14 protein-coding genes are annotated in these 18,628 nt (G+C 69.4%); 9 read left to right on the forward strand and 5 right to left on the reverse strand.

Annotation, left to right across the window (positions count from 1 at the left end; genetic code table 11):
* Position 1 precedes the first annotated feature (1 nt).
* Both AC4FS1_RS07875 and AC4FS1_RS07880 read left to right on the forward strand, forming a co-directional pair.
* Positions 2 to 490 carry a MerR family transcriptional regulator gene (locus tag AC4FS1_RS07875; protein ID WP_491153953.1) on the forward strand — a complete coding sequence of 163 codons (489 nt, stop codon included), beginning with the start codon at positions 2 to 4 and terminating at the stop codon, positions 488 to 490.
* A gap of 69 nt (positions 491 to 559) precedes the next feature.
* The gene (locus AC4FS1_RS07880) at positions 560 to 1,024 is read left to right on the forward strand and encodes an ester cyclase (protein ID WP_491153955.1); all 465 of its coding nucleotides are present in this window, start codon (positions 560 to 562) and stop codon (positions 1,022 to 1,024) included.
* Between the two features lie 100 nt (positions 1,025 to 1,124).
* Here the strand turns inward: AC4FS1_RS07880 and AC4FS1_RS07885 are convergent, their stop codons facing one another.
* A complete protein-coding gene (locus AC4FS1_RS07885) occupies positions 1,125 to 3,020 on the reverse strand; it encodes a phosphoenolpyruvate carboxykinase (GTP) (RefSeq protein ID WP_491153957.1) in 1,896 nt (631 codons plus the stop codon).
* A gap of 113 nt (positions 3,021 to 3,133) precedes the next feature.
* Here AC4FS1_RS07885 and AC4FS1_RS07890 point away from each other — a divergent pair, with 113 nt between their 5' ends.
* Positions 3,134 to 4,573, forward strand: a complete 1,440-nt coding sequence (locus tag AC4FS1_RS07890; protein WP_491153959.1) for a helix-turn-helix domain-containing protein — start codon at positions 3,134 to 3,136, stop codon at positions 4,571 to 4,573.
* Between the two features lie 54 nt (positions 4,574 to 4,627).
* On the opposite strand, the gene AC4FS1_RS07895 is transcribed toward AC4FS1_RS07890, so the two are convergent.
* Together AC4FS1_RS07895 and AC4FS1_RS07900 are read right to left on the reverse strand one after the other, a co-directional pair.
* Positions 4,628 to 5,698 (reverse strand): winged helix DNA-binding domain-containing protein, encoded by a 1,071-nt coding sequence (locus tag AC4FS1_RS07895; protein ID WP_491153961.1) that lies wholly within the window; start codon positions 5,696 to 5,698, stop codon positions 4,628 to 4,630.
* Between the two features lie 53 nt (positions 5,699 to 5,751).
* A complete protein-coding gene (locus AC4FS1_RS07900; RefSeq protein ID WP_491153963.1) occupies positions 5,752 to 7,671 on the reverse strand; it encodes an FAD-binding monooxygenase in 1,920 nt (639 codons plus the stop codon).
* 146 nt (positions 7,672 to 7,817) lie between these two features.
* Between AC4FS1_RS07900 and AC4FS1_RS07905 the strand changes: the two genes are divergently transcribed.
* Positions 7,818 to 8,537, forward strand: a complete 720-nt coding sequence (locus tag AC4FS1_RS07905) for an IclR family transcriptional regulator (RefSeq protein ID WP_491153964.1) — start codon at positions 7,818 to 7,820, stop codon at positions 8,535 to 8,537.
* A 63-nt stretch (positions 8,538 to 8,600) separates the two neighbouring features.
* Here AC4FS1_RS07905 and AC4FS1_RS07910 read toward each other — a convergent pair whose 3' ends face one another.
* Complete coding sequence (locus AC4FS1_RS07910) at positions 8,601 to 10,073, reverse strand: NAD-dependent succinate-semialdehyde dehydrogenase (protein WP_491153966.1); 1,473 nt, start codon at positions 10,071 to 10,073, stop codon at positions 8,601 to 8,603.
* A gap of 280 nt (positions 10,074 to 10,353) precedes the next feature.
* Here AC4FS1_RS07910 and AC4FS1_RS07915 point away from each other — a divergent pair, with 280 nt between their 5' ends.
* Positions 10,354 to 12,003 carry a thiamine pyrophosphate-binding protein gene (locus tag AC4FS1_RS07915; protein WP_491153967.1) on the forward strand — a complete coding sequence of 550 codons (1,650 nt, stop codon included), beginning with the start codon at positions 10,354 to 10,356 and terminating at the stop codon, positions 12,001 to 12,003.
* An 81-nt stretch (positions 12,004 to 12,084) separates the two neighbouring features.
* On the opposite strand, the gene AC4FS1_RS07920 is transcribed toward AC4FS1_RS07915, so the two are convergent.
* On the reverse strand, positions 12,085 to 13,467 hold the full coding sequence (locus AC4FS1_RS07920) for an MFS transporter (protein WP_491153969.1): 1,383 nt from the start codon (positions 13,465 to 13,467) through the stop codon (positions 12,085 to 12,087).
* Positions 13,468 to 13,591: 124 nt separating this feature from the next.
* Here AC4FS1_RS07920 and AC4FS1_RS07925 point away from each other — a divergent pair, with 124 nt between their 5' ends.
* The 4 genes from AC4FS1_RS07925 to hpaD are packed head-to-tail and all read left to right on the forward strand — an operon-like array spanning position 13,592 to position 18,618.
* A complete protein-coding gene (locus tag AC4FS1_RS07925) occupies positions 13,592 to 15,181 on the forward strand; it encodes a fumarylacetoacetate hydrolase family protein (protein ID WP_491153970.1) in 1,590 nt (529 codons plus the stop codon).
* The gene (locus tag AC4FS1_RS07930) at positions 15,178 to 15,882 is read left to right on the forward strand and encodes a GntR family transcriptional regulator (RefSeq protein ID WP_491153971.1); all 705 of its coding nucleotides are present in this window, start codon (positions 15,178 to 15,180) and stop codon (positions 15,880 to 15,882) included. Before AC4FS1_RS07925 ends, AC4FS1_RS07930 begins: the two co-directional genes overlap by 4 nt.
* Before the next feature lie 13 nt (positions 15,883 to 15,895).
* On the forward strand, positions 15,896 to 17,425 hold the full coding sequence (hpaE, locus tag AC4FS1_RS07935) for a 5-carboxymethyl-2-hydroxymuconate semialdehyde dehydrogenase (RefSeq protein ID WP_491153973.1): 1,530 nt from the start codon (positions 15,896 to 15,898) through the stop codon (positions 17,423 to 17,425).
* Between the two features lie 26 nt (positions 17,426 to 17,451).
* Positions 17,452 to 18,618 carry a 3,4-dihydroxyphenylacetate 2,3-dioxygenase gene (gene hpaD, locus AC4FS1_RS07940; protein ID WP_491153975.1) on the forward strand — a complete coding sequence of 389 codons (1,167 nt, stop codon included), beginning with the start codon at positions 17,452 to 17,454 and terminating at the stop codon, positions 18,616 to 18,618.
* Positions 18,619 to 18,628 lie beyond the last annotated feature (10 nt).

The raw sequence follows: 18,628 nt of genomic DNA on the forward strand, positions 1-18,628 counted from the left end.
CGTGACCCAGCATCTTCTGAGCATTGGCGAGGTCAGCCGCCGAACCGGGCTCAGCGCCGACACTCTCCGCTTCTACGAGCGGGAGAATCTCCTGCCCACCGTGGAGCGGAGCTCCGCAGGACGCCGGATGTTCACCGAGGAGGACGTGGAGTGGATCGGCGTGTGTCGTCGGTTGCGCGATTCCGGGATGCCGCTGGCCCGCGTCGCCGAGTACGCCGCGCTCGTACGCGCCGGATCCGGCAACGAGGCGGAGCGGCTGGAGATGCTCCGGCGGCACGAAGCCGATGTCCGCCGGAAGATGGCCGAGTTGCAGGACGCGCTCGATCTGATCTCCTTCAAGGTCCAGGTCTACAGCGAAGCGCTCCAGCGGGGAACCGCGTGCGAGCTGTTCGTCAGCGATCGGAGGGACGACGCCTTCCTCGGCGTCTCGCATCCTGCCCCGTCGACGAGTCGGCGCGGCGCACGGCGCGGACGCCTTGACCTGGAGTGAACTCCAGCTTCTAGGTTATGACCGTGTCGGTCACCAGACCCGCCGACGAGTGATTCGGAGGATGCCACCATGTCCCAGTTCATCGAGCCCGACGACACGCGCTACGACGAGCGCTCCCGCGCCCTCGTCAACGTCGGCCGGAAAGCCATCGCCCAGGAGAACCCTGAAGCGCTGCGGGCCTACTTCAGCTCGGACTTCCAGTTCCACGGCCCGGACGGCGACGCGGAGTTCGCGGAACTGGAGGCCTCCTTCGCTCAGATGCGCCAATCTTTCAGCGGCTACTACTGCGAGCGCTACGAGATCGTCTCCGCCGGCGACTTCATCGGCTGCCGCACCGAGATGGGAGGCACATTCACCGCGCCGTTCGCCACCCCGTTCGGCACCGTCCAGCCGCACGGCAAGACGGTCACGCTGTCGCTGATCAACATGTTCCGCTATGACGCCGACGGCAAGCTGGCCGAGGAGTGGGTGGCGTACGACAACGTCGAGTGGATGCGCCAACTCGGCCTCGAGCTCGCCCCCACGCAGTCCTAGACCGCGTCCCCCCGGCGCGAGAAACAACATCCCGGCCGAGACAGCACGCGATGCGTTGTTTCTCGGCCGGGATGTTGTTTCTCGGCGGATGCGGCGAGCCTCAGGCTTGCGCGGCCTTCGCGGCCTTCAGGCGGTAGCGCAGCGACGCCAGCTCGGCCTTGAGCGGGGCGGGGATGCGGGTGCCGAAGGTCGCGTAGAACTCCTCGGTGAGGTCGGCCTCCTGCAGCCACGAATCCGGGTCGACCGCGAAGAGCTCATCGAGGTCGGCCTGCGGGATGTCCAGGCCATGAAGGTTCAGGTCCTGCACGCGCGGGATGCGGCCGATCGGTGTCTCCACCGCGCCGGCGCCTCCGTCGATGCGTCGGATGATCCAGTCGATCACGCGAGAGTTCTCCCCGAATCCGGGCCACAGGAACCGGCCGTCGGCGCCCTTGCGGAACCAGTTCACCTGGAAGATCCGCGGGGCGCGGTCGAACCGCAGCTGCTGCCCGACCTTCAGCCAGTGGCCGAAGTAGTCGGCCATGTTGTAGCCGCAGAACGGCAGCATCGCGAACGGGTCACGACGCAGCTCGCCGACGGTTCCCTCGGCGGCAGCGGTCTTCTCGGACGAGATCGTCGAGCCCAGGAAGACGCCGTGCGTCCAGTCCGTGGCCTCCACCACGAGCGGGACGTTGGTGGCCCGACGGCCGCCGAACAAGATGACATCCAGCGGCACGCCCTCCGGAGAATCCCAGTCGGTCGCGATCTGCGGGCACTGCGCGGCAGCCACGGTGAACCGGGAGTTGGGGTGCGCGGCGGGGCGACCACTGTCGGGCGTCCACGCGTTGCCCTCCCAGTCGGTCAGGTGCGGCGGGACGTCGTCGGTCAGACCCTCCCACCACACGTCGCCGTCGGGGCGCAACGCGACGTTGGTGAAGATGGTGTTGCCCCACAGCGTCTCCACCGCGGTCACGTTGGTCGACTCGCCCGTGCCGGGCGCCACACCGAAGAACCCGGCCTCGGGGTTGATCGCCCAGAGGCGTCCATCCTGTCCTGGACGGATCCAGGCGATGTCGTCGCCGAGCGTCTCGACGCGCCAGCCGGGGATGGTGGGGCGGAGCATCGCGAGGTTGGTCTTGCCGCACGCCGACGGGAACGCTGCGGCGACATGGTACGCACGACCGGCGGGGTCGATGACGCGGATGAGCAGCATGTGCTCGGCGAGCCATCCCTCGTCGCGGCCGATCACCGACGCGATGCGCAGTGCGAAACACTTCTTGGCGAGGATCGCGTTGCCGCCGTATCCGGAGCCGAACGACCAGACCTCGAGAGTGTCGGGGAAGTGGACGATGTACTTCTCGTCGTTGCACGGCCACGAGACGTCGGTCTCGCCCGGCGCCAGCGGAGCGCCGACCGAGTGCACGGTCTTCACCCACGGGTCGCCCTCCGCGATGCGACGCAGCACGTCGGGTCCGACGCGGGTCATGACGCCGATCGAGGTGACCGCGTACGCGCTGTCGGTGACCTGCACGCCGATGTGCGAGAGGGGGCCGCCCACGGCGCCCATCGAGAACGGCACGACGTACATCGTGCGTCCGCGCATCGACCCCTCGAAAACCTCATCGAGGGTGCCGCGGATCGTCTTGGGCGCGATCCAGTTGTTGGTCGGGCCGGCATCTTCTTCGAGCTCGGAGGCGATGTAGGTCCGCGACTCCAGTCGCGCCACGTCGCCGGGGTGCGAGCGCGCCAGGTACGAGCCCGGCCGCCATTCCGGGTTGAGCTTGAGCAGCTTGCCTTCGTCCACCATCTGGCGCAGCAGGGCCTCGTTCTCCGCACGCGACCCATCGACCCAGTGGATGCGGTCGGGCTGAGTGAGCGCGGCGATCTCGTCCACCCACGCCACGAGGGCGTCCATGCCGGCGCCGCGCACGTCGGGGCGCTTTCCGAAGCGACGCAGTGCTCCGTCGGATGCGCGGACCGCGGTCGGACGGCTGGTGTGGATTTCGGCGAGAGCCATGGACGCTCCTTCATGTTCAGAACGGGTGTCTTGTTCCACTTTGGCGCGCTGGGGACTCCTTTTACCCGGGAAGGTGGCATCAAGAGTCGCGATTCTTTCGCTAACATCAAGGAATGGCCCCTCCCGCGATCGAGCTGACCACCCTCGGTCACCGCATCCGCCATCACCGCCTTGCCTCCGGGCTCACCCTCGATGAGCTCGGTGCCCTCGTCGGCGTGGCGGGCAGTCAGCTGAGCCTCATCGAGAACGGGAAGCGCGAGCCGAAGCTCTCCCTGCTGCAGGAGATCGCGCGCGCCACCGGCACCGAAGTTTCCGATCTCCTCTCCACGGAGCCGCCGAACCGTCGCGCCGCCCTGGAGATCGAGCTGGAGCGCGCTCAGGCGGGCTCCGTGTTCCGTCAGCTGGGGATTCCGCCTATCAAGGTGACCAAGGGTGTGAGCGACGAAACCCTCGAGTCGATCCTCGGTCTGCATCGCGAGCTGCAGCGACGGGAGCGGGAGGCCATCGCGACTCCCGAGGAAGCCCGCCGGGCGAACACCGAGCTGCGACTGCGCATGCGCGAGAGCGCGAACTACCTGCCCGAGATCGAGCGTCTCGCCGAGAAGCAGCTGAAGGCGGCGGGGCATGTGTCGGGCGCCCTCACCCACCGGACGGTCGGCATCATGGCCGAGCAGCTGGGCTTCGAGCTCATCTACGTCAACGACCTGCCGCACTCCGCACGCTCGGTCACCGACCTCGAGAACGGCCGCATCTACCTGCCCCCCGCCTCGATCCCCGGTGGCCACGGCCTGCGCTCGATGGCGCTGCAGGCGATGGCCCACCGCATCCTGGGCCACGAACGCCCCAACGACTACGCCGATTTCCTTCAGCAGCGACTGGAGATCAACTACTTCGCCGCGTGCTGCCTCATGCCCGAGACGAACGCGGTCGCCTTCCTCCAACAGGCCAAGAAAGACCGGAACCTCGCCGTGGAGGACTTCCGCGACGCGTTCGGCGTCACCCACGAGGCGGCGGGGATGCGGCTCACCAACCTCGCGACCGAGCACCTGGGGATCCGGCTCCACTTCCTGCGCGTGGACGGGTCGGGCGCCATTTCCCGCGTCTACGAGAACGACGACCTGCCGCTTCCCACCGATGTCACCGGTTCGGTGGAGGGCCAGGTCGCGTGCCGCCGGTTCTCCGCCCGCCGGGCATTCTCGGAGCAGAACCGCACCACCGAGCATTACCAGTACACCGATACCCCCGCGGGCACGTTCTGGTGCTCGACGCAGACGGGGTCGACGTCGGACGGTGATTTCTCGATCACCGTGGGCGTGCCCTTCGACGATGCGAAGTGGTTCCGCGGACGTGAGACCCAGCAGCGGGCGGAGTCCCACTGCCCGGACGAGTCATGCTGCCGCCGGCCACCGGCCGAGGTGGCCGCACGGTGGGGCGGCAAGGCCTGGCCGAGCGCCCGGGTGCACATGCACATGTTCTCCCCGCTCCCCCGGGGCGACTTCCCCGGCGTCGACGACAACGAGGTCTTCGAGTTCCTGGAACGCCACGCCGGCTGACGAGCCAACCGCATTCACGCACCCTGCGTGCCGGTGGTGCTCAGCGGGTGATGCTCACCCGGTGACGAATGCGGCATAGCGGGCGAGCGCCGCCGCGACCTGATCCGGATCGGTCGGGGCGAAGAGCTCCGGCAGCGGGTCCTCGTCGTGGCGGCCGACCGCGAGGGAGTGCGTCCACACACCCACGACCCGCCCCTCGTCGACCAGGATCGGCCGGACGATGCCGTTCTTGCTCGGCCCGACGGCGTCGAGGAACTCCGGGGCGCACGGCACGGTGCGGTCGGCGTAGGAGAGGTAGTACTCCTCGAACGGCGGAAGTGCCAGCACGCGAGGCGCGGATGCTGCCCGCCGCGGTGCCGATCCGACCGTGACGTGGGGCGCATCCGGGCCGTCCTCGAGAGCGACGATGCGTCCCGCCGCCCGCGCCATCGCCGTGCGGGCGATGCCGACAGGTAGCCCGGTCCACCACGCGAGGTCACGCGCGCCGGCCGGACCGTGCGAGGCGACGAAACGCGCCGCCAGCTCGGCGAGCGGGTCTGCGGGTGTCCGGGGATCACGGATCCACTCGTCGGCCAGCACGACGTACTGCTCGCGGGACGGTCCGCCGGCGCGGGGCACCACCGGCCCCGACACGATCACCCCCCGGAGTGCGAGCACGTGCAGCACATGGATGCCGCGCTGACCGGCGGGATCGATGCCTCCGGTGGCCAGCATCGCGGTGAAGTCCGCCCGGGTGAGCCTGCCGCCGCCGGCGAGGGCCCTGCGTGCCAGAGCTTCGGCTCGCGTGAAGTCGCCCGCATCAAGCCCGAGGTCGCGGTGCCGGGGAGCGGCCTGTCGTAGCTGCCGCTCACCCGTGATCGACAGCATCCACGCCAGATCGCGCGCGGGGACGATGTGCAGCGTGCCGCGCATCGGCCACGCGCGCACGACGTCGCCCCGCTCGAACGCCGCGTCGACGGCGCGGATCGTCGGGGTGCCGCGCGCGCGGACCCCGAGCGCCCACCGGCCACCCCAGAACTCCTGGGCCTGCACGGCGAGCATATGATCCGCCGCTTCCACCACCGACGCCGTCGGTGCCGACAGGCGGTGCGAGCGGAGCCGGCGCTCGAGGACCGCAGAACTCATAGGCACAGTGTGCCGTGTCCCGCGGACACGAGCGGTCCGGAATGTCCGGAGGCTCAGCCCGCCGCAGCGACGGGCGCGGGGCTCTGCACGAGCATGTTCCCCGCGAAGAACCGCGTGAGTTCGTCGCGGGCGGTCAGCGGCAGGACCGCAGCGACGTACTGGTCGGGGCGCACCACCACGACGCACCCGCCGCGATCAATGCCCCGCTCGTCGAAGATGTCACCGCTGTCGGGATCGACGGCATAGACCTTCTCGTAGTCGATCACGCCGAAAGGGCCGACGCGCGGGAGGAAGATCTCGGGGACGTCGCCCATCTCCACCCCGTCGAGGGCCTGCTGGTAGATCACCTTCACGTCGAAGACGCCGTCGACATCCGCGCCGGCCGGAGTGAATCGCACCACCGGTGACTCGGGGGACGTCGCCAGCCACTCGGCCCACTCACCGAGGGGCGAGGCCTCGCCGGGGGCGGCAGCGTCCCCGAAGGCGTACACGCGCCAGCGACCGTCGGCGCGGTGGTGATGGCCGAGATGCACGGGATTGGCGTCGCCGATCCGCATCGCAGGGGCCGACTTGAAGCGCTTGCCGATCGGAAATCCGGTCGCGAGCGACTGGTGCTCGTCAGTGGCGACGAGGATGGACGGCGCGTACTGTGTCATGAAGCCGGCGGGGAACTCCGCGGTGTCGACGTAGAACTTCGCCAGTGCATCGGGGCTGTCGAAGTCCTCGGGCTTCCGGGCCATCATCGACGACCACTCGCGGTCGAAGTCGATGAGGTTCTGCGCGATGACCTGCCGCTCGTTCGAGTAGGTCCCGAGCAGGGATGCGGGGCTCCGCCCTTCGAGCACCTGCGCGAGCTTCCACCCGAGGTTGAACCCGTCCTGCATGGAGACGTTCATCCCCTGGCCGGCCTTCGCGCTGTGCGTGTGGCACGCGTCCCCGCAGATGAACACGCGCGGGTCGCGCTGCCCTGTCAGCTCGACCGGCACGTCGTCGAACTTGTCGGTGACCCGGTGTCCGACCTCGTAGACGCTGTGCCACGCGACGTCGCGCACTTCCAGCGTGTACGGGCTCATGATGCGGTTCGCCTTGGCGACGATCTGCTCGAGGCTCGTCCTGCGCACGGCGCCGTTGTCACCCTCGGGTACCTCACCGAGGTCGACGTACATCCGGAACAGGAAGCCGCCTTCCCGCGGAATGAGCAGGATGCTGCCATCGCCCGCCGACTGGATCGCGCACTTCGTGCGGATATCGGGGAAATCGGTCGTAGCGAGCACGTCCATGACGCCCCAGGCGTGCTTCGCGTGCTCGCCGATGTGCTTGCGGCCGATGGCCTCGCGCACGCGGCTGCGGGCGCCGTCGCACCCGACGACGTACTTCGCGTGCACGACGCGCTCCTCACCCTCGTGCGTTCCGTCGGAGCGGCGGAGCGTCACGGCCACCGGGTGGTCACCCTCGCTGCCGACCTCGAGTGAGACGAACTCCCACCCGTAGTCGGGGCGCACACGCGCCGGGCCGTTCGCCGCGAACTCCGCGAAGTAGTCCAGGACGCGGGCCTGGTTGACGATGAGGTGCTTGAACTCGCTGATGCCGTGCTCGTCGTCTTTCGTGCGCTGAGCGCGCATGATGTGCGAAGGGTTGCTCGGGTCGGGTGCCCAGAAGTTCATCGCCGTGAGCCAGTACGCCTCAGCCACGATGCGCTCGGCGAACCCGAAGGCCTGGAACGTCTCGACGCTGCGCGCCTGGATGCCGTCGGCCTGGCCGATCTCCAGCCGCCCCGGCCGCCGCTCGACCAGGCGGGTGGTGATGCTCGGGAACATCGACAGCTGCGCGGCCAGCAGCATCCCCGCAGGACCCGAACCGACGATGAGCACATCCGTCGTGTCGGGAAGATCGTCCGGCCGATCCACGCCCGTACCCGCCGCTGCGAGCAGACGTGGGTCACCGGAAACGTACCCGTGGTGGTGGAACTGCATCGTTGATTTCCTTCCCTGACGGCATTGTCGAGGCTGCACCCCGAGGAAGCTTGTCCTATTATCGAACGTGTGATTCGATTATGGATCAGTTGAGGTTACCCCCTCGTGCGGGATGCGTATAGCCCGCCTCGACCGAAGGACCCGCCATGCCCGCACCCGCCGTGGAGAGCCGGACCGCTCCGCCGTCCCAGACGCTGAGTCGTGGGATCCGCATCCTGGAGGCGCTGGCCGAGGCGCCGGCGCCCCTCACCACGGACGAGATCGCGCGGGCGATCGACGTGCACCGCTCGATCGCCTACCGCCTCGTGCGCACGCTCGAGGACCACGGCCTGGTCACCCGCGATGACGCCGGCCGGGTGGCACTGGGCGTGCGCCTGGCGGCCCTGGCGGCCGGCGTCTCGCCCGACGTGCAGTCCGCCGCTCTGCCGGAGCTGACCGCGGTGGCCAACGAGCTCGGCATGACGGCCTTCCTCGGTGTCCTCGACGGCAGCCAATGCGTCACGCTGACGTCCGTCGAGCCGCGCGGGGTGATCGCGTCCATGGCGCGACGCCCGGGAACCCAGCATCCGGTCTCCGTGGGCGCGACCGGAAAGGCGCTCCTCGCCATGCTGCCGGATGAGCAGTGGCCGGTCGAGCGAACGCCGAAGCTCACCGCCGACGTCGGGGCGATCCGCGGGCGCGGATTCGCCGTCAGCTCCGACGAAGTGATCCCCACGGTGCGGGCCGTGGCCGTCCCGCTCCCCCTCCGCGGACACGCTCCCGCGGCCATCGCGGTCATCTACGTCGGTGATGGGGCCGACCCGGCAGCCCTCGCCGAGCGACTGCGCCGGGCGGCCGTCACGGTGCGAGATGCCGTAGAGGGATGACACCGAAACGCCGCACGGCGGATGCTGTGACATCCGCCGTGCGGCGTGGGCGCGGTGCTGCGCTCAGGCGAACGGGTTCGCCGTGAGGGTGTACTTCGTCTGGAGGTACTCGTGGATGCCCTCGGCTCCGCCCTCGCGGCCGAGGCCGGAGAGCTTCCAGCCGCCGAAAGGCGCCGCGGCGTTGGACACCACACCCACATTGAGGCCCATCATCCCCGTCTCCAGCCGCTCGATCATGCGCTGGCCACGGGCGAGGTTCTCGGTGAACACGTAGGAGACCAGGCCGTACTCCGTGTCGTTCGCGATGCGGACGGCATCGTCTTCGGTGTCGAACGGCACGATGGCGAGAACGGGCCCGAAGATCTCCTCGCGCAGGATTTCGCTGCCCGGCTGCACGTCCGCGACCACGGTGGGTTCGTAGAACGTGCCGGGACCGTCGACCGCCGAGCCGCCGATCGTCACGGTCGCGCCGCGCTCGACGGCGTCGCCGACCAGCTGCGTGGCCTTCGCCACCGCACGGTCGTCGATGAGCGGGCCGATCGCCACGCCCTCCTCCGTGCCGCGGCCGATCCGCAGATCCTTGACCCGCTCGGTGACACGGCGGGTGAATTCCTCCACGACCGAGCGGTGCACGATGAAGCGATTGGCGGCGGTGCACGCCTGGCCGATGTTGCGGAACTTCGCGAGCATGGCGCCATCCACCGCCTTGTCGAGGTCGGCGTCGTCGAAGACGACGAACGGCGCGTTGCCGCCGAGCTCCATCGAGGTGCGCAGCACGTTCTCCGACGCCTGCTTGAGCAGACCCTGTCCCACGGGCGTGGAGCCGGTGAAGGAGAGCTTGCGCAGGCGCGGGTCGCGGATGATGCGCTCGGACACGGCGCCCGACGAGGTCGTGGTCACCACGTTGACGACACCGGCGGGAACCCCGGCCTCCTCCAGCAGCTTCACGAAGAACAGCGTCGTCAGCGGCGTCAGCGAGGCGGGCTTGATGACGACGGTGCAGCCGGCGGCGAGCGCCGGAGCGATCTTGCGGGTCGCCATCGCGAGCGGGAAGTTCCACGGTGTGATGAGGAACGCCGGTCCGACGGGATGCTGCGTCACGATCATGCGACCGGTGCCCTCGGGGTTCGCGCCGTAGCGGCCGGACACGTGGGCTGCCTCTTCGCTGAACCACCGCAGGAACTCGCCGCCGTACGCGATCTCCCCGCGCGCCTCCGCGAGGGGCTTGCCCATCTCCAGCGTCATGACCAGGGCGACGTCCTCCTTGCGGGCCTGCAGCAGGTCGAAGGCCCGCCGGAGGATGTCGGCGCGCTCGCGCACCGGCGTGGCCGCCCAGGCGGGGAAGGCGTCGGCGGCAGCATCCATCGCAGCCTGGCCGTCGGCTACTGACGCGTCGGCGATCGAGCGGATGACGTTGCCCGTCGACGGGTCGGAGACGTTCAACGTCTTGCCGCCCTCGGCCGCCCGCCACTGCCCGCCGATGAACAGGCCGTCCGGCACGGTCGCCAGCAGTACTTCCTCGCGTGACTCGCTCATGTTCGTCCTCCTGGATCGAAAGTTCCTCACCATTCTCCTGCGGCCCGGCCGGTGCGCCGATATACGCCGCGTACAGGATCCAGCGCCGAGGTAGCCCGCAGGGCGAGCGCAGGCGCGCTCGCTCGCGAGGGGTGGGGCGGCGTAACCCGTCCGCCTTATACTGGCGACCGTCCGGCGCCGAGTTGCCGCCGGTGCCCGAAAAAGGGGCACGCAGCCCGCTCCGGCAGGAGTGCGCGAGACACATACGGCCCGATCCGTCCCTGTCTCGAAAGGCTTCGCCATGCCCTCCGTCTCCGCCCACGTCGCCGCCACCCTCGCCCGCCGCATCGACGCCGTGTTCGGCGTCATGGGAAACGGCAATGCGTACTTCCTCGACGCGCTCGAGCGCGACACCCCCGCGAGCTTCGTCGCCGTCCGGCATGAGGCCGCAGGCGTCGCAGCCGCGGACGCGTACTACCGCGCATCCGGTCGCATCGCCGCGGCGACGGCCACCTACGGCGCCGGGTTCACCAACACCCTCACGGCTCTCGCCGAAGCGGTGCAGGCCCGCACGCCTCTCGTGCTGCTCGTCGGTGACGAACCGACTTCCGGCCCGCGCCCGTGGGGCGTCGACCAGATCGCGCTGGCCGACGGCGTCGGCGCACGCACCTACAGCGTCGGGCACCGGGATGCGGCGGCCACCGTGACGATCGCGCTCGAGCACGCCTACTCCTACCGCGTGCCCGTCGTGCTGGCGATCCCCTACGACCTCGCAACGCGCGACGCCGGTCCTGTTCCCACGGACATCGAACCGGAACCGGCGGCGTTCGTCCCGCCTCGGACGGCGTTCGCCGACTCGGTCATCGACGCGATCGCGGACGCTCTGGCCGCGGCCGAGCGGCCGGTGTTGCTGGGTGGCCGCGGCGCGTGGCTGGCCGGTGCGGGCGCCGTGCTGGGCGAACTGGCGGAGGCGTCCGGGGCGCTCACCACCACGACGGCGCTCGGGCGCGGCCTCTTCCCCGATGACCGGTTCGACCTGGGGGTGGCCGGCGGATTCGGCGCGCCGGGGGCGATGTCCCTCGTCCGGGAGGCGGATGTCGTCGTTGTTTTCGGGGCCGCGCTGAACCAGTTCACGATGCGGTTCGGCGACCTGTTCGGCCCGGGCACGCGCGTCTTCCAGATCGATCTCGCCCCGACGGCGACGCATCCGAATGTCGGCGGCTTCGTCCGCGGCGACGCCTCCGAGGTCGCCGGCGAGATCCTCCGGCGGATGCGCGACCGAGGCGTCCGCCCGTCGAGCTGGCGCGAGAGCGTGGATGTCGCGGCGGCCCGGAAGCAGGAGAGCGGTGGCACGGTCGGTCCTGACGGGCGGATGGACCCGCGCGCCGCGGCCGCACGCATCGCCGAACTCCTGCCCGAAGACCGCGTGATCGTCTCGGACGGCGGGCATTTCCTGGGCTGGTCGAACATGTACTGGCCGGTGGCATCCCCCGACCGGATGATCATGGTCGGCACCGCCTACCAGTCCATCGGGCTGGGGTTCCCGAGCGTCCCTGGCGCCGCTGTCGCCCGACCCGACTCGACGATCGTGCTCACCACGGGTGACGGGGGCGGCCTCATGGCCCTCGCCGACCTCGAGACGGCCATCCGCGTGGCCGGCGGCCGAGGCGTCGCGGTGGTGTGGAACGACGCGCAGTACGGCGCGGAGGTCAACAACTACGGGCTCAAGGGCCTCGCACGCGAGCCGATGCTGATCCCCGAGGTCGACTTCGCGGCCGTGGCCGCCGGCTTCGGTGCCGAGGGCGTCGTGGTCCGGACCGTGGCCGACCTCGACGCGTTGGCCGCGTGGACGGCGCGGGCTGCTGAGGAGCGCCCCTTCCTGCTCCTGGACCTGCGCGTGAGCGGCGACGTGATCGCTCCGTACTGGCAGGAGATCGTCCACGCGGGCTGACCCGTCGACTCGCCAGAAAACGTCGGATTCTCGCTCGAAATCCGACGTTTTCTGGCGACTCGACCGTCCGGGGGTGCGGGGTCACATGCCGTAGATGGGGCTCCTTGCCTGCTCCTCCTCGTTATCGGGACCGAGGGGGATCCCGCTGCGGTCGCGCAGCAGGAGCGTCGCGATGAAACCGAGCACCACCATGCCGGCCAGGTACCACGTGACCGAGTCGGTGGAACCGGTCGCCTGCACGAGCGCCTGGGCGATGGTCGGGGCGAACGCGCCACCGAGGATCGCCCCCAGCGCGTAGGAGATCGACACTCCGGAGAACCGGATGGATGCGGGGAACAGCTCGGCGTACAGGGCGGCCTGCGGTCCGTAGGTGAAGCCGAGTCCGACCGTGAGGATCACCAACCCCAGCGTCAGCAGGACGACGCTGCCGGTGTTCACGAGCGGGAACAGCAGGAGGACGCCCACGAGCAGGCTGACCCAGCCAATGAGGTAGGTGTTCCGGCGGCCGAGGCGATCGCCCGCCCAACCCGCGATCCATGTGAACAGCAGCCACGAGACGGCCGAGATGGTCACGGCGCCCAGGACCTCGGCGGTGGGCAGGCCGATGGGGCCCTCGGGGTCGGTCGCGTACCGCTGGATGTACCCACCGGTGGTCATGTATCCGACGGCGTTGTTGCCGGCGAAGACGAACGCGGCGATGACGACGAGCAGGGCGTGCTTGCGGAAGAGCTGAACGATCGGCATCCGCGACTTCTCTTTGCGCTGGGCGAGTTCCAGGAAGACCGGGCTCTCCTCGACGCGCCGGCGCACGTAGTACCCGATGAGGATGAGGACGAAGGACAGCAGGAACGGGATGCGCCAGCCCCACTCGAGGAAGGCGTCGCCGGGGGCGATCACCGCCATGAGACCGAGCATGCCGCTGGCCAACAGCAGTCCGAGCGGAACGCCGAGCTGCGGGGATGCACCGAACAGGCTCCGGCGCTTCTTCGGGGCGTGCTCCACGGCCATGAGGACCGCTCCGCCCCACTCCCCGCCGGCGGAGATGCCCTGCAGAATGCGCAGCACCACCAGGAGGATGGGGGCTGCGACGCCGATCACGGCGTAGGTCGGCAGGAGACCGACCAGCGTCGTCGCGGCGCCCATGAGGATGAGCGTCAGCATCAGGACGAGGCGACGACCGTATTTGTCACCGAGATGTCCGGCCAGGAACGCGCCGAGCGGTCGGAAGAGGAAGCTGATGCCGACCGTGATGAAGGACAGGATCTGCGCGAATTCCTCGCCCGCGGGCGCGAAGAACAGCTGCCCGAAGATGAGGCCGGCGGCCGAGGCGTAGAGGAAGAAGTCGTACCACTCGACTGTGGTGCCGACCACGGTCGCGAAGACCACCCGTCGCCGGTCGGTGGAAGAGGAGATGGTGCCGGTCGGCGTGAAGCCTTCCGGCCCTCGGGGGGATGGTGTGCTCATGGGGGCTCCCTGGTGACGCCGCTGTCTGGGCTGCGACGTCTCTGTCGAATGCGATCCGCGATGTTGCCCGCGTGGTAAGGATGATATACGATTTCGAATACGACGCAAGAGCGAAGGAGCTCGGATGACCCCGACGGAGACCACAGACCCCCGTTTCGCGGCGCTGGGCGGCCGCCCCGGCAAGATCGTCGCGGTGCATCTGGCCTACGCATCCCGTGCTGACCAGCGCGGGAGACGACCCGCTCATCCCTCCTACTTCTTCAAGCCATCGAGCTCTCTCGCGCCCACCGGCGCGAGCATCGAGCGACCGCACGGTACGGAGCTCCTCGCCTTCGAGGGCGAGATCGCCCTGATCATCGGCCGACCCGCGCGCCGCGTGGCCGTGGACGAGGCCTGGGCGCATGTGGGGGCGATCACGGCGGCGAACGACTTCGGCCTGTACGACCTCCGCGCAAACGACAAGGGCTCCAACGTCCGCTCCAAGGGCGGCGACGGTTATACGCCCGTGGGCCCGGCGCTGATCGACGCGCGCTCGATCGACCCGGCCGCGATCCGCCTGCGTACCTGGGTCAACGGCGAGCTCGCCCAGGACGACACGACGGCCGGGCTCATCTTCTCCCTGTCTCAGATCGTCGCCGACCTGTCCCAGCACTTCACCCTGGAGACCGGAGACGTGATCCTCACCGGCACACCGGCCGGGTCGCGCGTGGTCGTGCCCGGCGATCGGGTCGAGGTGCAGGTCGACGCGGGCGACGCCTCGACGGGGCGCCTCGTGACCACCGTCGTGCAGGGTGCGCACGCGTTCGACGCCTCCGTCGGTTCGCTGCCCGCGGCCGACGACACACAGCGCGCCGAGGCCTGGGGGTCGCGCGAGGCAGCGGGACTCCCGCCCGAGACTCCCCCGGTCCCTGAGCGAGGGAGCGCAGCGACCGGAACTCTCCCGGTCCCTGAGCAAGGGAGCGCAGCGACCGAAACTCTCCCGGTCCCTGAGCGAGGGAGCGCAGCGACCGAGACGAAGGGCCTCTCCGCCGAGCTCCGCGAAAAGCTCGAGCGCGTCCCCGTCGCCGGGCTCTCGGCCCAACTGCGCAAGCGCGGACTCAACAACGTCACGATCGACGGCGTCCGCCCGATGCATCCCGGAACCAAAGTCGTCGGACGGGCGCGGACACTCCGGTTCGTGCCGAACCGCGAAGACCTGTTCGCCTCACATGGCGGCGGCTACAACGCGCAGAAGCGCGCGTTCGACGCGGTCGGCGAGGGCGAAGTGATCGTCATCGAGGCCCGCGGCGAAACCGGCTCCGGCACGCTCGGCGACATCCTCGCCCTGCGCGCTCACGCCCGCGGAGCCGCCGGCATCGTGACCGACGGGGGCGTCCGCGACTACGTCGCCGTCGCCGCGATCGGACTTCCGGTGTTCTCGAACGGCGCCCATCCCGCAGTCCTCGGCCGCAAGCACGTGCCGTGGGAGCATGACGTGGCCGTCGGATGCGGCGGAACCACGGTCGAGCCGGGCGACGTCATCGTGGGCGACAGCGATGGAGTGATCGTGATCCCCCCGGGGCTCGTCGAAGAGGTCGTCGATGCCGCGCTCGCCCAGGAGGACGAAGACGCCTGGGTGGCCGGACAGGTCGCGGCAGGGCACCCGGTGGATGGTCTCTTCCCGATGAACGCGCAGTGGCGCGCGCGATACGAGGACGAGCAGGGCGCGCGATGACCCTCCGCCAGGAGCCGGGGACCGTGGATACGTCGCGGAGCAAGTCGCAGCAGGCCTACACCTGGATCAAGGAGCGGATCGCGGGCCAGCAGTTCAGCGCGGGCTACCGCCTGGTGCTCGGCGCGATCGCGGCCGATCTCGGCATGAGCGTCGTCCCTGTCCGCGAAGCGATCAGACAGCTCGAGGCCGAAGGCCTCGTGACCTTCGAGCGCAACGTCGGCGCGCGCGTGTCGATGGTCGATGACTCCCAGTACCGCTTCAGCATGCAGGCCCTCAGCATCCTGGAGGGAGCCGCGACCGCGCTGTCGGCGCGGGCGCTCACCGTCGAGGACGTGCGCCGTGCCCGGGACATCAACGAGCGCATGATCGAGACCCTCGACCACTTCGATCCGCGCGCCTTCACCACCCTCAATCAGGAGTTCCACGCGACGCTCTTCGAGCGCTGCACGAACCCGCGCATGCTCGATCTCGTGCACGCCGAATGGGCGCGCCTCGGCCACCTGCGCGAATCCACGTTCAGCTTCGTGCCCGGCCGCGCCGCCGAATCGGTGCGCGAGCACGAGCACATCCTCTCCCTGATCGAAACCGGCGCGCCGCTCGGCGACATCGAGCACGCCTCGCGCCGGCACCGATCGGCCACCCTCGACGCCTATCTGACCCACGAGCACCCCGGCGAGGCCCTCGGCCTCCTGGCGTTCTGAACAGGAGCACATCATGACCGACGTACGGACGACCTCCCGGCACATCCCCGCCGACCTGCCCACACGCATCCAGCACTACATCGACGGGCAGTTCGTCGACTCGGTCGACGGTGACACCTTCGACGTGCTCGACCCGGTCACGAACGAGACCTACCTGCAGGCAGCGGCCGGTAAGAAGGCCGACATCGACGGGGCCGTCGCATCCGCTCGCCGCGCGTTCACCGAGGGACCCTGGCCGCGGATGCTGCCGCGCGAGCGGTCGCGCATCCTCCACAAGATCGCCGACCTCGTCGAATCCCGCGACACGCGCCTGGCGGAGCTGGAGAGCTTCGACTCGGGGCTGCCGATCACGCAGGCCCTCGGTCAGGCCCGCCGTGCCGCGGAGAACTTCCGGTTCTTCGCCGACCTGATCGTGGCGCAGACCGACGACGCGTTCAAGGTGCCCGGGCGCCAGATGAACTACGTCAACCGCAAGCCCATCGGCGTAGCCGGGCTCATCACGCCATGGAACACCCCGTTCATGCTGGAGTCGTGGAAGCTCGGCCCGGCCCTGGCGACCGGCAACACGGTTGTGCTGAAGCCGGCGGAGTTCACCCCGCTGTCGGCATCGCTGTGGGCGGGCATCTTCGAGGAGGCGGGGCTTCCCCAGGGCGTGTTCAACCTCGTGAACGGCCTCGGCGAAGACGCCGGCGACACGCTGGTGAAGCACCCCGACGTGCCGCTGATCTCCTTCACCGGCGAGAGCCGCACGGGGCAGATCATCTTCGGCAACGCGGCGCCCTTCCTCAAGGGCCTGTCTATGGAACTGGGCGGCAAGTCGCCCGCGATCGTCTTCGCCGACGCCGACCTGGAGGCCGCGATCGACGCGACCATCTTCGGTGTCTTCTCCCTCAACGGCGAGCGCTGCACCGCCGGCAGCCGCATCCTCGTCGAGCGGCCGGTCTACGACGAGTTCGTCGAGCGTTACGCCGCGCAGGCGAAGCGCGTGATCGTCGGCGACCCGCAAGACCCGAAGACCGAGGTGGGCGCGCTCGTGCACCCGGAGCACTACGACAAGGTCATGAGCTACATCGAGATCGGCAAGGCTGAGGCCCGCCTCGTGGCCGGCGGCGGACGCCCCGACGGCTTCGACACCGGCAACTACGTCGCGCCGACGGTGTTCGCCGATGTCGCCCCCGACGCACGGATCTTCCAGGAGGAGATCTTCGGACCGGTCGTGGCGATCACGCCCTTCGACACCGACGAAGAGGCGCTCGCCCTGGCCAACGGCGTGCGGTACGGCCTGGCCGCCTACGTCTGGACGAACGATCTGAAGCGATCGCACAACTTCGCGCAGGCCATCGAAGCCGGCATGGTGTGGCTCAACTCCAACAACGTCCGCGACCTCCGCACCCCGTTCGGCGGCGTGAAGGCGTCCGGCCTCGGGCACGAGGGCGGCTACCGCTCGATCGATTTCTACACCGACCAGCAGGCGGTGCACATCACCCTGGGCAAGGTCCACAACCCCACCTTCGGCAAGTCCGACCCCGCCGCATCCCACTGACCCGCCACTGACGCAAGGACGCTGACATGAGCAACCGCGACGACATGACCCTCACCTCCTCCGGCTTCTACGTCTCGCAGGAGGCGCCCATCGTCACGGGCAACCCGGTCCCGACACCCACGGCGCCGGCCCCCGACATCCTGCGCTGCGCGTACATGGAGCTCGTGGTCACCCACCTCGCCGCATCCCGTACCTTCTACGTCGACGTGCTCGGGCTCTACGTGACGGAAGAGGACGAGCAGGCGATCTACCTGCGGTCGACCGAGGAGTTCATCCACCACAACCTTGTGCTGCGCCAGGGACCGGTGGCCGCCGTCGCTGCCTTCTCCTACCGCGTGCGCACGCCCGAAGACCTCGACAAGGCGGTCGCGTTCTACTCGGAGCTGGGCTGCCGCGTCGAGCGTCGTCACGGCGGCTTCACCCGCGGCATCGGCGACTCGGTGCGCGTGGAAGATCCGCTGGGCTTCCCCTACGAGTTCTTCTACCAGACCGACCACGTCGAGCGGCTCGCGTGGCGGTACGACCTGCACACGCCGGGCGAACTGGTCCGTCTGGACCACTTCAATCAGGTCACCCCCGACGTGCCGCGCGGCGTGAAGTTCATGCAGGACCTCGGATTCCGCGTCACCGAAGACATCCAGGACGAATCCGGCACCGTCTACGCCGCGTGGATGCGCCGGAAGCCCACGGTGCACGACACCGCCATGACCGGCGGCGACGGCCCGCGGATGCACCACGTCGCGTTCGCCACGCACGAGAAGCACAACATCCTCGCCATCTGCGACAAGCTCGGCGCGCTCCGCCGGTCCGACGCGATCGAGCGCGGCCCCGGCCGTCACGGCGTGTCCAACGCGTTCTACCTCTACCTGCGCGACCCCGACGGGCACCGCGTGGAGATCTACACGCAGGACTACTACACCGGCGATCCCGACAACCCCGTCATCACGTGGGACGTGCATGACAACCAGCGTCGCGACTGGTGGGGCAACCCCGTCGTGCCGTCCTGGTACACCGAGGCCTCGCTCGTGCTCGACCTCGACGGCAACCCCAAGGAGGTCGTGGCACGCACCGACACGTCTGAGATGGCCGTGACCATCGGCGCCGACGGGTTCTCGTACACGCGCCGCGACGAGGGCGAAGAGTCGATGCCCGAGTACAAGCAGGGCGAGTACAAGCTCGGCCACCAGCTGTAACGGGCCGCCC

The sequence above is a fragment of the Microbacterium sp. Z12_35 genome (genome assembly GCF_058310475.1).

What these genes read in the sequence shown, in the direction of transcription:
- AC4FS1_RS07880 (WP_491153955.1), top strand. Translation starts at nt 560, where the DNA reads ATGTCCCAGTTCATCGAGCCCGACGACACGCGCTACGACGAGCGCTCC.
- AC4FS1_RS07885 (WP_491153957.1), bottom strand. Translation starts at nt 3,020, where the DNA reads ATGGCTCTCGCCGAAATCCACACCAGCCGTCCGACCGCGGTCCGCGCA.
- AC4FS1_RS07890 (WP_491153959.1), top strand. Translation starts at nt 3,134, where the DNA reads ATGGCCCCTCCCGCGATCGAGCTGACCACCCTCGGTCACCGCATCCGC.
- AC4FS1_RS07895 (WP_491153961.1), bottom strand. Translation starts at nt 5,698, where the DNA reads ATGAGTTCTGCGGTCCTCGAGCGCCGGCTCCGCTCGCACCGCCTGTCG.
- AC4FS1_RS07900 (WP_491153963.1), bottom strand. Translation starts at nt 7,671, where the DNA reads ATGCAGTTCCACCACCACGGGTACGTTTCCGGTGACCCACGTCTGCTC.
- AC4FS1_RS07905 (WP_491153964.1), top strand. Translation starts at nt 7,818, where the DNA reads ATGCCCGCACCCGCCGTGGAGAGCCGGACCGCTCCGCCGTCCCAGACG.
- AC4FS1_RS07910 (WP_491153966.1), bottom strand. Translation starts at nt 10,073, where the DNA reads ATGAGCGAGTCACGCGAGGAAGTACTGCTGGCGACCGTGCCGGACGGC.
- AC4FS1_RS07915 (WP_491153967.1), top strand. Translation starts at nt 10,354, where the DNA reads ATGCCCTCCGTCTCCGCCCACGTCGCCGCCACCCTCGCCCGCCGCATC.
- AC4FS1_RS07920 (WP_491153969.1), bottom strand. Translation starts at nt 13,467, where the DNA reads ATGAGCACACCATCCCCCCGAGGGCCGGAAGGCTTCACGCCGACCGGC.
- AC4FS1_RS07925 (WP_491153970.1), top strand. Translation starts at nt 13,592, where the DNA reads ATGACCCCGACGGAGACCACAGACCCCCGTTTCGCGGCGCTGGGCGGC.
- AC4FS1_RS07930 (WP_491153971.1), top strand. Translation starts at nt 15,178, where the DNA reads ATGACCCTCCGCCAGGAGCCGGGGACCGTGGATACGTCGCGGAGCAAG.
- hpaE (WP_491153973.1), top strand. Translation starts at nt 15,896, where the DNA reads ATGACCGACGTACGGACGACCTCCCGGCACATCCCCGCCGACCTGCCC.
- hpaD (WP_491153975.1), top strand. Translation starts at nt 17,452, where the DNA reads ATGAGCAACCGCGACGACATGACCCTCACCTCCTCCGGCTTCTACGTC.